The organism is Paucisalibacillus globulus DSM 18846 (assembly GCF_000482485.1).
Taxonomy (GTDB): domain Bacteria; phylum Bacillota; class Bacilli; order Bacillales; family Amphibacillaceae; genus Ornithinibacillus; species Ornithinibacillus globulus.
This window is the reverse complement of the sequence record NZ_AXVK01000026.1, coordinates 92,255-106,590: the sequence shown is the minus strand read 5'-3', so window position 1 is coordinate 106,590 and position 14,336 is coordinate 92,255. Positions and strand designations below refer to the sequence as shown.

Genomic DNA, 14,336 nt, shown 5'->3' with positions numbered 1-14,336 from the left:
TAATAGAGGATGTTCACAAGTAACTAATAATCGTGTTGGGGGGAGAGAATAATGAAAGTTCAAATCGACTCACCATCACATCACTCGCAGCAGGTTTTTGAACTTAGTAAACAGGAAACTGATGTGCTGGAAAACGTGAATAACGTTTATAATACGGAAACTAGAGAGCTATTATTAGCTGCTCTAACGATGACAATCAGTGATTGGACAAATGAAGAAAATACATTAATCAGCTTAGAAGCGAATAATAGAAATTGGATAAAAAATATGGATGTTAGTAGAACGGTTGCGAATTTCACATCTACATTTCCAGTACTATTAAAAACGTATCAGGATATTTCGGACACCATCAAATATACAAAGGATACGCTAAGAAAAATACCAGACAATGGTTTGTCTTATGGTTTAATTAAGGCAAGATCGAATGTCACATTAAAACCGGAGATCCTATTCAACTATTATAGTCAGGAAGAGCTAGCTGAAACAAAAAAGATATTTAAGACAGTGAAGATGGAATCCAATCCGAGTCTTTATCCATTAACCATTATAGGGGAGATGAGAGATGGTAGTTTGAAAGTTCTCATAACCTATCATAATGAAGCATTTAATGATGAAACAATGGAAGGGTTGTCAAAGTATTTCCGGGTCTCTCTCCTTGCCATCATGGAACACTGTCAGAAAATAGAAGGCAAGAATAGAACGATTACAGATCTAACAGAAGAGGATATCTCATTTGAGGAATTGAAATCGTATGGGGATGATTTAGGAAATATACAAAAGATCTATCCACTAGTACCGATGCAGGAAGGAATTTTGTATCATGCGTTAATGGAGGAAGACGATCCTTACAATATAGTCTCTTCTATTCAATTAGAAGGTTCATTAGATGAGAAACTATTAGAAAAAGCATTCCATCTAATAATAGACAGACATGATAGCTTACGAACTGTTTTTGATTACATGTCGTTCAAGCAAAATTTACAGGTTGTTTTTAAAAGTAGACAAGCTGATTTTAGCTATTTAGATATTTCCAATCTACAGGTGAATAAAGAAGAATATCTAGATACCTTCCTACAACAACAGAAGAAAAAACAATTCGACGTAAGCCGTGATAACCTAATAAAACTAGTATTAGTGAAAATGATGGATAATCGTTATTGTATCATTTTTAATGCCCATCATATTTTGATGGATGGCTGGTGTATCAGCATAATAGTAAGCGAGTTGTTTAAGATTTACCACGAATTAAAGCATGGATATCCTGCTAATTTGAAGGATATAAGACCATATAGTGATTATATCACTTGGTTAAAAACGAAAGACAAAGAACAGGCACAAGCGTATTGGCGAGATTATTTAAACGGGCTTACATCCGCTGTTCATCTCCCGTTTACAGAAGAAAATAAAAATAATGAGATTGTTAACCATGAATTAAGTTGGAAACTAGATAGGAAGCAAACAAAATTCATTGAAGAATTAGCCCGGAAAAATAAAGTAAGCTTAAATACGGTGATGCAAAGTGTATGGGCGATTCTACTTCAAAAGTATGCGACTAGTGAAGATATCGTGTATGGCTATGTTGTGTCCGGTAGAAATGCAGAAATAGTGGGGGTTGAAAGCATCCTTGGACTATTTATTAATACTGTTCCATTAAGAGTTCGGATAACAAATGATACTTCGTTTACAGAACTCCTTCAGACGGTGAGCAGGGGAATTATTAAAAACCATCGCTATGAGTATTTAAGTCTAGCTGAGATCCAGAATACAAGTGAGCTCAAAAACGAACTAATAAATAGTCTCTTTGTATTCGAAAACTTTCCACTGGATGAGTCCGAATTAATCGAAGTTATTCAACGAAAAAATGATTTAAAGCTACTTGATGGTGGAAAATCAATATTTCATGACACGGGCATGGATGAAACAAACTATAACTTCACCGTCGTGGTAACTCCGAAAGAAGCAATAGAAATTAAGTTTTTATACAACGAAAAGGTGTACTCCACAGAAAATGTCTTGAAAATTAAAAACGCTTTTGAATGGATTGTGGATCAAGTAATTCAAAAAAGTTTGGTAAAAGTACAAGAAATCGATTTAATTGATCCAGGAGAAAAGAATACGATTTTATTTTCTTTCAATCAAACAAAGACCCCATATCCCGATAATAGAACGTTGGCAGAACTGTTTCAAGAACAGGTCAAGAAGACACCAAATCATACGGCAGTTGTTTATCAAAATGAACGTTTAACGTATAAGGAACTAAATCACAAGGCTAATAGATTAGCGCATTCATTGATAGAACAAGGGGTTGAAGAGAACCATATTATTGGCATGATGGTGGAGCGTTCCTTAGAGATGATAATAGGTATGTTGGCAATTCTAAAAGCTGGAGGGGCATATCTACCGATTGATCCAGACTACCCCGAGGACAGAATACAATATATGTTAAATGATTGTGATGTCCAAATAATTTTGACCGATACAAATAATCCAAGCTTTAGTAGAGATGGTTTGAAGTGTTTGAATATTTTACAGAAGGGTGCGTATAGCGCTAAAAGAAGTAATCCTAACCAAACAAATCATGCAAATAGTCTAGCTTATGTCATTTATACTTCTGGAACAACTGGTAAACCAAAAGGGGTAGAATTACGCCAGAAAGGTATTGCCAGGTTGGTGAAAGAAACGAATTATCTCGATATAACAGAAAATGATCGGCTATTACAGACTGGATCCATTACGTTTGATGCATCGATATTTGAATTCTGGGGTACCCTCCTGAATGGAGCATCCTTACATATCAGCAAACAAGATACAATACTTGACCATTCTCTTTTGGAAAATTATCTGAAATCCAACGAGATTACGGTTATGTTTTTGACTACTGCACTGTTCCATAAAATGTGTGAAGTGAATCCAAGTATTTTTAATGGGCTAACCACTTTAATCACTGGTGGTGAAGTATTGCATCCTAAATATGTAAATAGGATTAAAAAAGAAGTACCTGATCTCATGCTATTAAATGCGTACGGACCAACTGAAAATACAACATATTCTACCATTTATCCTATTCATTCCATCGTAGATGAATCAAAGTTGGTTCCAATAGGCAAACCCATATCCAATACGACAGCATATATTTTGGATAGTAACTCCCGAATAGTCCCGATTGGTATGGAAGGAGAACTTTGTTTTTCGGGTGATGGATTAGCAAGAGGTTATCGTAATAGGGAAGAATTAAATATTGAGAAATTCGTTGACAATCCGTATATACCTGGACAGAAGATGTATCGAACCGGAGACAAGGCAAGATGGTTGCCGGATGGGAATATTGAATTCTTAGGAAGGATGGATCAACAAGTAAAAATAAGAGGCTTCCGAATTGAACCAGGAGAGATAGAAAATACGCTCATGAAACTTAAGGGTGTAAAGGAAGCAGCAGTCGTATGCAGAGAAGAACAAGGCGATAAGTATCTGTGTGCCTATTTTAGTCTGGAAAAGGATTACCGTGAAGATGACATTAAAAGTGAACTTAAAAGATATTTACCAGAATACATGATACCTGCTTGGTTCATAAAAATGACCGCGTTACCACTTAGTCCTAACGGAAAGTTAGATAAGAAAAAGTTGCCAATACCTAAAAGATTAACGAATACAGTGAAAAACGATAATGCCCCACTAGAAGAGGCGGAAATAGTCATTGCTTCGATTTGGGAAAGTGTATTGGGTGTTAAGAACATTGGAACCGATGAAACGTTCTATAGTCTTGGTGGAGATTCTATCAAAGGAATACAAATAATAGCTCGTATGAGGAATGAAGGTTATTCTATGGAGCTAAAAAGATTAGCAGCAAATCCCACCATTAAAGAACTCATAGAATATGTTAAAAAAGATAATAAGATAATCGCTCAAGATGAAGTGAAAGGTGAAGTTGAGTTAACACCAATTCAGAAATGGTTTTTTAATCAGGAAAAATTAGTGAAAAATCATTTTAACCAAGAGCTGATGCTTTATAGTAAAGAAGGTTTTAACCAACAGTGGGTACAGATAGCTTTTGACACCATCGTAAAACATCATGACATACTAAGAGCTGTCTTTATAGACAAGAAGCAACAATTAAATGAACGAACAGAAAAGCACTATGATTTAGTTGTTTATGATTTAACTGGTAGAGAGGTTTCCAATGATGAAATCTATAACCTAAGTACGGATTTACAGTCAAGCATGGATTTGGAGAAGGGTCCTTTAGTTAAATTGGGATTATTTAAAACGGACAAAGGTGACCATCTACTAATCGTGATTCACCACTTACTTGTTGATACCGTATCTTGGAGAATTATCGTTGAAGACTTTGATGCTATATATAGTGGGCTAAAACATCAAAAAGAAACCGTGCTACCACCAAAAACCACATCATTTAAAGAATGGGCTCTTGAACAAAACAAATTTGCAACTAGTTATCCCATGAGGAAAGAACTAGAATATTGGCGGGGGTTGCATGGCCATGATATGAAAAGGGTGAAACGAAACAAAGAGACCCAAAGCCCAAGTGGTCATACAATAAGTCATAAAACTGTCGTATTAGATCGTGATTTCACTCATGATCTTTTAACAAAAGTAAATAGGGCCTATTCTACGGAAATAAATGATATTTTACTAGCTGCTTTAGTCCTTACTCTAGGAACGTTTAACCAATCGGACAAACTATTATTAAATTTAGAATCACATGGTAGGGAGCAACTTTTGGACGAGGTAGATATTACTAGAACAGTAGGATGGTTCACCAGTCAGTATCCAGTGGTCTTAAATAAGTATGACCAACTGGAAGAGGTCATTGCTGGGACCAAGGATACATTACGAAGAATACCTAATAAAGGGATAGGTTATGGAATCCTAAAGTACTTATCCAAGTATGAGTTAAAGGAAGCAATGCAACCCGAGGTTAGCTTTAATTATTTAGGACAATTTGATCAGGAAATATCTGGTGAAAACTTTACATTATCTGAAATTAAAGGCGGTGAATCCATTAGTAGGAATAGTATACGATTGTATCCATTGGATTTTGTGGGCTATGTCTTAAATGGCGAATTTAATCTAACCCTAAACTATAGTAGGGAAGAGTTTCATGATGAATCGATGGAACAGTTGTTACAAGACTACATGGATCAAATCAAATTGATTATTTCCCATTGTGTATCGAGGGAAAACGTAGAAATTACGGTTTCGGATATTACAGATGAGGCGATATCATTAAAGGAATTAGAACCATATCAACATGTCATGGATAATATAAAAAGTATTTATCCGCTCACACCAATGCAAGAAGGTTTGATTTTCCATTCGTTATCAGATAGTGGAGAAGCGTATCATGTAAGCATGTTGCTTACCATTATAGGTGATATTGATGTTGACTGCTTTAAGAGAAGCTTTCAAGAGCTAGTATCTCGTCATGATAGCTTACGAACAGGTTTCGATAGCAGTAATTTTAGGGATAATATGCAAGTAGTTTATAAGAAGAGAAAGCCTGAAATCCATTATCAAGATATAAGCGATATGAATGGAAATCAACAGCATTATGTTCAGCAATTGATTAAAGAAGATAGAGTGAGAGGTTTTGATTTATCGCAGGATAGCTTAATTAGACTTTTTATCGTAAAGCTTGCTAAAGAGGAGTATCGTTTAATCTTAAGTAACCATCATATTATTCTAGATGGGTGGTCCTTCGGTATTATTAGTCAGGAGCTATTTCAGATTTATAACCATTGTATGATTGGTACAGACCCATTATCTGAAAAGCCAGTTCCATTTAAATGCTATCTTGATTGGCTAAAGCAACAGGATAAGGAACGGGCATTGCAATTTTGGTCAAATTATTTAGAAGGTTACAATCACTATGTGGACATTCCTTTTAAAAAAGCTACTATCAATCCTGGAAGAGCGCAAGAGCTCGTTCTAAATCTGGGTAAGAGAACGAATCAGCTAAAAAAATTTGCAATGGAAAATAACGTCACCGTGAATACTATTTTACAAAGCATTTGGGCCATCTTACTACAGCGCTATAATAATGTGCAAGATGTCGTTTTCGGGTTCATTGATTCTGGGAGAACCACGGCAATGGAGCAAATGAATAAGATGGTAGGTTTGTTTATCCATACGATACCATTACGGGTCCAGACAACCGCAGGTGAAACTTATCATGATATGATTACGAAAATTAAAGCTGATTTTGATGAGAATGAGGCCTATCGCTATGTCTCGATAGCTGATATTCAAAAAAATACTGAAATAAAATCTGGATTAATTAATTCACTGATGGTATTTGAAAATTATCCATTGGATCTTGAGGCAATTAATCATGGAATTCTTGCCAGGTCAGGATTTCAGCTTGGCGAGTCAAAGGCAGTGGAAGAGACGAACTACAGCTTTAATTTAAAAGTATTATCTGGTGAAGCACTTACGATTGTATTTGACTATAATGACGGTGTTTATGATCGAGAAGCGGCTGTACGGGTAAAGGATCATTTTGTTGGTATAGTAGATCAGCTTATGGCAAACCCAGATATTTCGATAAATGAGTTAGAGTTAGTAGGAGAAAAGGAAAGAAAGATACTAATCGAAAACGTTAACAACACGAATGTTCCACTAGATGAAAAGTTTACTATGCAAGCGTTATTTGACTACCAAGTAACAGAAAATGCGGATAAAGAAGCGATTGTTTTCCATAACCAATCCATGAGCTATGGCGAGCTAAATAGAAAAGTATTGTCACTTGCTAGCATGCTGAGAGATAAGGGAGTAGGACCGGAAAGAGTGGTCTCGATAATGGTAGACAGGTCATTTGAAATGATAATTGGGATGCTTGCCATAGTAAAAGCAGGCGCAGCCTATTTACCTATTGATACGGAATATCCTGAAGAGCGGATCAACTATATGCTTCGCGATAGTCAAGCACAGTTTTTATTAACGACTAGGGAATCCATCCAAGAGTTAGAGCTTACGACGATTGAGTTCGTATTTTTAGAGGACGAAGCGTTGTATCAGAATGAGGTGGAACAGCTAGATAATGAAACGAATTTGAACAGCTTAGCCTATGTTATCTATACATCGGGTACGACTGGAAAGCCAAAGGGTGTCATGCTGGAACAAAAAGGTGTTATTAATTTGGCAAACTGGTTTAAAGAGGGACTTGGAATTCATGGAAATGAACATATTTTACAATTTGCCAGTATAGCTTTCGATGCTTTTTCCTGGGAACTTACGATGTCTATCTTGCTTGGCAATACGCTCTATATTCCAACAAAAGATGTCATTCTTAGCCCGGATTTATTGAATGACTATATTAGAAAGAATAAGATAACGACCGTCACTGTACCTCCCTTTGTTGCAGCCGAACTGGAAGGGGATCAAGCGCTTAAACGTGTCATTGTAGCGGGTAGTGAAGTAAAAGCAACTATGATTCAACATTTATTAGGTCGGATGGAAGTTATCAATGCATATGGGCCGACCGAGGATACGGTTTGTACAACCTATTATAAAATACCAGACAATGTTGAGGGGAAAATACCTATTGGCAAACCAATAACGAACCATCATGTTTTGATCATGGATACGAATCTAAAGCTAGTTCCTATTGGTGTAGAAGGTGAATTATGTATATCCGGAAAAGGGATAGCTAGAGGGTATCTTGGTAATGAGCAGTTATCCAAAGAGAAATTTGTTGAACATCCATACCAAAAAGGTGAAATGCTCTATAAGACTGGAGATATTGCTAGATGGCTGCCAAACGGAATGATTGACTACGTTGGAAGGATGGATCAACAGGTTAAAATCCGCGGTCATCGAATTGAAATGAGTGAAATTGAGCAACAAATGCTAGAGATTGCATCCATATCTCAGGTGGCGATGATAGATAAAGAGATAAATGGCATGAAGTATGTCTGTGCCTATTATGTTTCAGAGAATGAAATACTAGTAAATACGTTAAGAGAAACATTAAAGCGCACACTTCCAAGCTATATGATTCCATCCTATTTTGTTAGATTGGATTCTATTCCATTAACTATTAATGGAAAAGTAGATAGAGACAGACTTCCAACTATAGAAACTAGCATCGGAACAAATGCTGCAAGCGATGAGGAACTCCATACTGTGGAACAATTGATGGTGGATATTTGTAAAAAAGTACTCGGATTAAAGCAGATTGGTGTGACGGATAATTTATTTGACCTGGGACTAGACTCCTTACGAGTAGCTAAGATATATAAAGAATTAAACAAGGTTGGCATAAGCCTATCTATTAAAGATATCTTCTACTATGAAACAATACGATCCATCTATACTAACTGTATCGAACCGAAGTTGTTAAGTAATCCACAAAAGGACGACTATGTGGAACTTGTTTATACCGATTTTGCTGAAATAAAGAATACACTGTCAGAACAGATGGATCAATTTAACACAACCATTTTAAATTCTGAGAAAACGAAAGCCTATTCAACATCAGCGATTCAAAAAATCACCTGGGATACAAACCGAACCTATAGTGGTGCGATTATGGAGTTTAATCATGAAGTGAATGTCGAGGTGCTGAAAAAAAGCATTAACAGTGTCATTAATAAACAATCCTTGCTAAGAAGTACGGTGTTCATGGCGAATAAAGAAATGAAGATGGAAGAACATGGACCAGTAAATGATTTGGATATCCCTTATGTAGACCTAAAAAATACGGATGCGCACATAAGGAATCAGGTGATTGATTATATTGTTAATGAGCTATTCCAGGAGAACCTGAAAAACAAGAATCATGTATTCCATCAGTTGCTGTATAAGGTGATCATTCTTAAATTGAATCATGAGAATTACAAGATTTATATGCCATTCAATCATCTAATCTTTGATGGAATGAGTATGGAAATAATCAAAGCTAATATTAGACAAGCCTATGCTAATAATGGAATATTCCCTGAGCAGATTGAATCAAGCTATGCTACCTATGTTGATTTGCTACAATCGGGACCAAAGGAAGTATCGGAGGATGAACTGATAGAAACATTTAATCTAGTTCATTTCAGAAAGAGCATGGAGAAATTTAATCAAGTTTTCCAACATAAATCCTTCAGCAATACCAGTATATCGATAGGACTTACGGATGATCTCTATGAACAAATAAAAGAGATGTCTTGGGATGTTTCCATGACTATCTTCCAAAAGATTTTAGAAAATAATTTTGATTTGGTATCTATTCCATTTGTCATGATGTATCAAGATAGAAAGTATAAAAATAATAATTATTTTAATACGATTGGGGAGTTTCTCGACGTATTGCCTTTAGTCCTGAGAAAAGATGAGGAGTTTGATTTAACTAAAGTGCGCAAACTGATTAGCTTGGCGAATGAAAAAAATGTTAACTTCTCAACACTTCTAGTAGATTCAGAGCTAAAAAAACAGTATAAAAAGATTTCTAAAGCATTAAAAGGTGTCTATAGCGACACGATTCACGTTCCTATATTTAACTATCTATCTATTTATGATTCAAAGGGGGAGAGTGAAGAACTTGGCGGTGGCACAGAGACTCTATCCCACTCTACGGAGTTATCTACAGAAATTACACTAACATTGTTAGAAGATGAACTAAAAATACAGTTATTTTGTGAAGAGCAACATAAGGAAGAAATAAGAGAAGTGATTCAGAACTATATTTATTCTCTTAGAAAGCTTTCTCTTACCTAAACTTGGACATAAAGATAACCGTAAAGGAGGGAAATCATCGTGCAAAATAGGGGAAACAGGAATGCAGCTATGCTCTTTCAAGGAATTAGTGCTAATTATAAAGAATCATTTGCAACGTTAAGCAAGGCACAGCTTGATGAAATTAAGCAATATAGCCAGGTAGTTCAAGAAATATATTCCTTTGATTTATGGTCGTATATCTGTGATAGGGACTACTATACCGAGAATAATCCAGTGATGGACTGGATGGCAATCTATGCTGCGAATCATAGTATCTATCAATCCTATCTGGACGCTGGATTTATACCAAGTATGTCATTAGGGTATAGTATGGGAGTGATTACAGCTATTGCTTGTAATGGCGCAATTTCTTTTGAAGAAGGATTGGAAGTACTCACTGGAATAAGTAAGTACAAAGAAAAGCATACCAAACTAAAAGAAAATATGGCAATCCTTATTGGCAGAACGGATGTTGAGGTCACTGAAACAATTGTCCACGAGAATCTATTAGACCATGTTGATGTTTCCATTATAAATAATGATGACTGTATCACCATTTCAGGGACAGATGAGGCTGTAGAGCAAATTGTACGTGTGAATATAGAGGCCGGGGCACTTAAAGCTTTCAAGTTGAATTCATCCATCGCATTTCACTCACACTATGCTAAGGATGGAATTCAGGATTTGGAAGCGGTTCTTGATGGGATTCTCTTTAAAGATATCAAGGTTCCTATTCTTTCCGTTTACAGTCAAGAACCACTTTATCATGGAAGCGAGTTAAAACAAGAAGTAATTAGAAATATGTACAGTAAGATGGACTGGATGAATACCCTGCAAGTTGCGACTAATAGAGGGGTGAATGCATTTATTGATGTAAGTACAGACGCCTCCCTAACCAAACTATCAAGGCTTGTATTGGATGAGCATGAATTCATTACAATACGCAAATTGAATCGTATGTTGAATAAAGTAAATATATGAAAAGGGGAAATTAAATTTGATGCATACAAAATTAAAAATTCGGGAGTTTTTGGAACAGTTTTTTGGGGATCATCAATTACGCGACGATGAAGATTTATTTTCTACAGGCTATGTTAGTTCACTTTTTGCTATGCAACTAGTGATGTTTATCGAAAAGGAATTTCAAATCCATCTAAAAAATGAGGAATTAGATTTGAAAAACTTTCAGTCTATCGACAGAATAGCTAATTTTTTGGAACAATTAAAAGTGGAGAATGTATAGTTTAATACAGTCGAAAACGTCATAATCCTACAAAAATAGGGGGAAGTGATGAAAGTGCAGCTGACAACAAATCAGATAGAATGGAGACAGCAGTTTAGAAGATTTGCAGAAGAGCAAGTAAAACCATATGCAACCCAGAGCGATAGAAATGAAAGGTTATCAGAGGAAATAATGGAGTCAATTCGTAGCTCAGGCTATCTTGGGTCTATGGTACAGGAAGAATATGGTGGAAAAGGCTTTGGACCAATAACACAGGGATTACTTAATGAAGAAATTGGAAAAGTATGCTCATCCACTAGAGCGATGCTTACTGTTCATGGAATGGTGGCAATCGCCATCCAGCGTTTTGGTACGGAAGAACAAAAGCAAACCTACTTACCACAATTGAGTGATGGAAGCATCCTTGGTGCTTTCGCTTTATCTGAACCAGATACAGGAAGTGATGCTAAAAGTATTCAATGCAAGGCTGAAGTTAGGAATGACAGTTATGTGTTGAATGGCGTAAAAAAATGGATCACAATGGGGCAGGTGGCTGACTTAATTCTGGTGATAGCACAACTTAATGATGGACCTACCGCATTTCTTGTGGAGAAGGATACTCCTGGATTAAGTATTGAAGCCATGACTGGATTAATGGGCAACAGAGCCTCTATGTTGGCAGAGTTACATTTTAATCATTGTGTTATTCCAAAAGCAAACAGGATAGGAAAAGAGGGAATGGGGCTTTCTGCTGTTGCCTTGAATTCTTTGGATTATGGAAGATATACCATTGCTTGGGGCTGTGTCGGTTTGGGACAGGCTTGCTTGGAGAAAAGTTTTTCTTATTCTAAAACGAGAAAACAGTTCAATCAGTCAATTGGTGAGCAACAATTAGTTCAGAAGATGCTTACAGAAATGATTGTCGAGGTAAAGGCTGCGCGTCATATGTGTCATCATGCAGGCTATTTAAAGGAAATAAATGCTCCCGAATCCATCATGGAAACATGGGCAGCTAAATATTTTTCTTCCAAAATGGGTGTCAATGTAGCGAATCATGCGGTGCAAATACATGGCGGTAATGGTTACATTCAAGGAAATGATATCGAAAGGCTTTATCGAGATGCTAAAGTAAATGAAATAATAGAAGGAACGTCCCAAATCCATGAAGTATTAATAGCAAAAAATGCAAATATGGCATGGATTAGATCCTAGAAATTGCAAAAAAACTTTAACCAGTCCCTTTCTTAGAAAGGGACTGGTTAAAGCACCTACCATTATGAAAATACAAATGAGTTCCATCTTTGCCGTTCTCTTGAAAATGGAGATGGTTTAAAAAGCTAAAGGCACCCCTACTACTTCTGAAACAAAAACGTATTAACTATCGCAAAGTATTCCCGAATATGAGCCTGAACAACTATATGATTAGGTGTTTCAGAAGGTGCCGCATACACAGTAAAACCAACCCGACCACCGATCATTTTGGCCCGAAACATATGAAAGTCATTCGTGATCACAATGATTTCTGGTTTTAGCTCATCAGGTGCAAGTAATTCCTTTGAAAAAAGAAAGTTTTCATGGGTACTTGTTGACTGATCTTCTACTAAAATATCAGTTGGTTCTACCCCGAGGGAGACCAAGTACCTTTTCATTGCTTCGCCTTCAGATATTTCCTCATTGTAATCCACTCCGCCAGAGGTCACAATGGTAGTTGGATTCTGTTGGTATATTTCATACGCTTTATTTAATCTTCTTTTTAAAGTAGGAGATGGCTCCCCGTTAATCAAACCAGCACCAAGTACTAGAATTGGAACATCGCCATTAGGAAGCGGATCCTCTTTGGCCTGATACATAAGAACTTCGAAAAACACGATAGTAACCACAGCTATCACTAGAACGCCTGTTATCAAGTGTTTTAACCACCTTTTCTTTTGGATGAATGAAAAAATCCGTCGATGAAAAATAGCTAACAATAAAAAAATAACCCCTATCACTGAAATAACGATAATTCCAAAATCAATATTCCCACTAACATAAATTAGAGAAAAAACATAACCAAAACAACAAACCCCACACAAACCAAAAAGAATAGCCATCGAATACAACCTTTCGTAGAATACTAGAATATATACCGATTTTAGCAAAAATAGAACCATGGGGACAGGTTCCTTGGCTTGAAATAAATGCACGGAATGGTGGAATCGTATTTGAGTGAGATTTGAGATTGGAATTTGTGAGAAGGCATGTATTATCAGCTTTAGTCTAGTTATGGAGTGAGTACCCGGCTTAGCCTCACCATCTGCATCCCAACTCACCTTTAATAAAAGATTAACTTCAGCAAGTCTCCCTAAAGGAATCTTATTACAGGTATTCTGAGTTCATTATGCTACTATATAAATATCTCAAACTATGAAAAGGGAGAACATTATGAACAGCATGATTTTTGATATTTCGCCTGAAAAATACAATACACTAAGTGACTCAGAACGGTTTTTACTGAAATATATTTATGATCATCTAGAGGAAATCTCTACAATGTCGATAGTTAAATTAAGTGAACATGCTAGTGTGTCGACAGCTACAATCGTTCGGCTAATGAAAAAGATTGGGTATGATGGCTATACCTCGTTTAAATATAGTATTCAGGAAAAAATTGCAAAGCCTGATACCCATAATGAACTGGATGATATTGATTTAATGATTAAACAGGCAATCATTAAGAATGAACATGAAGTGATAAAGACGATTCAAATGCTTTCCATTGGTACCATAGAGGATGCAATTCAAAAGATACATGATTCTGAAAAAATCTATATATTTGCACGTGGGTTTTCCGAAATGATTGCAAACGAAATGACAATGAAATTCCAATTACTAGGAAAGAACTGTGAAATGCACAATGATCCCAATATTATTAGGGTGATATCGCAGAGGCTAAAGGATAGGGAAATGGCCATTTTTATTTCATTGAGTGGTGAAACAAACGAGTTGGTGGAAGCGTGTAAGAATTTACGAATAAATAATATTAGTACGATCACATTAACTACAAAAATGGATTCAACGCTTGCGAAAATGTCGGAGTTAATTTTCTTAGGCTATAAAGACTCCCATTCCTTTTTCCCAGATTATGAGGTTCGCTCAAGATTACCTTTACAAGTAATCTCTAGAGTTTTATTAGATGCCTATGCCATACGTATGAAATAAACATGATGAATTGATTTGCATAAAAGATATTTACCAAACATATTAGGTAAATATCTTTTTTTAGTAGTTAGGAAAGTATAAAAAACTTTCCGCCGACATAAGAAAGTATAAAGTTTTGGCTTTGTTAAGTTCTTGTGAAGGAACAGCCACGTCCAGCTCCAGCGCCCAGGGACTAGCGAGACTTCCCTCG

At 36.2% G+C, this 14,336-nt stretch carries 6 protein-coding genes; 5 read left to right on the top strand and 1 reads right to left on the bottom strand.

Annotated features, from left to right (window positions below):
- Positions 1–51: 51 nt before the first annotated feature.
- From K332_RS0107825 to K332_RS0107810, 4 genes are read left to right on the top strand one after another with little or no spacing between them, the layout of a single operon-like run.
- Positions 52–9,723, top strand: coding sequence for a non-ribosomal peptide synthetase (locus K332_RS0107825; protein WP_026906946.1), 9,672 nt, complete (start codon positions 52–54; stop codon positions 9,721–9,723).
- 39 nt (positions 9,724–9,762) lie between these two features.
- Positions 9,763–10,704 carry an ACP S-malonyltransferase gene (locus K332_RS0107820; protein ID WP_026906945.1) on the top strand — a complete coding sequence of 314 codons (942 nt, stop codon included), beginning with the start codon at positions 9,763–9,765 and terminating at the stop codon, positions 10,702–10,704.
- Positions 10,705–10,723: 19 nt separating this feature from the next.
- The gene (locus K332_RS0107815; RefSeq protein WP_036688422.1) at positions 10,724–10,966 is read left to right on the top strand and encodes a phosphopantetheine-binding protein; all 243 of its coding nucleotides are present in this window, start codon (positions 10,724–10,726) and stop codon (positions 10,964–10,966) included.
- 48 nt (positions 10,967–11,014) lie between these two features.
- Entirely contained in the window at positions 11,015–12,157 is a 1,143-nt protein-coding gene (locus K332_RS0107810; RefSeq protein ID WP_026906943.1) for an acyl-CoA dehydrogenase family protein, read from the top strand.
- A gap of 140 nt (positions 12,158–12,297) precedes the next feature.
- Here K332_RS0107810 and K332_RS0107805 read toward each other — a convergent pair whose 3' ends face one another.
- Positions 12,298–12,852 (bottom strand): YdcF family protein, encoded by a 555-nt coding sequence (locus tag K332_RS0107805; protein WP_169727354.1) that lies wholly within the window; start codon positions 12,850–12,852, stop codon positions 12,298–12,300.
- 517 nt (positions 12,853–13,369) lie between these two features.
- On the opposite strand from K332_RS0107805, the gene K332_RS0107800 reads away from it, so the two are divergent.
- Positions 13,370–14,146, top strand: coding sequence for a MurR/RpiR family transcriptional regulator (locus K332_RS0107800; protein ID WP_026906941.1), 777 nt, complete (start codon positions 13,370–13,372; stop codon positions 14,144–14,146).
- The last annotated feature ends 190 nt before the right edge of the window (positions 14,147–14,336 follow it).

Excerpts from the sequence above, each read along its gene's own strand:
- K332_RS0107825 (WP_026906946.1), top strand. The coding sequence starts at position 52 with ATGAAAGTTCAAATCGACTCACCATCACATCACTCGCAGCAGGTTTTT.
- K332_RS0107800 (WP_026906941.1), top strand. The coding sequence starts at position 13,370 with ATGAACAGCATGATTTTTGATATTTCGCCTGAAAAATACAATACACTA.
- K332_RS0107810 (WP_026906943.1), top strand. The coding sequence starts at position 11,015 with ATGAAAGTGCAGCTGACAACAAATCAGATAGAATGGAGACAGCAGTTT.
- K332_RS0107815 (WP_036688422.1), top strand. The coding sequence starts at position 10,724 with ATGCATACAAAATTAAAAATTCGGGAGTTTTTGGAACAGTTTTTTGGG.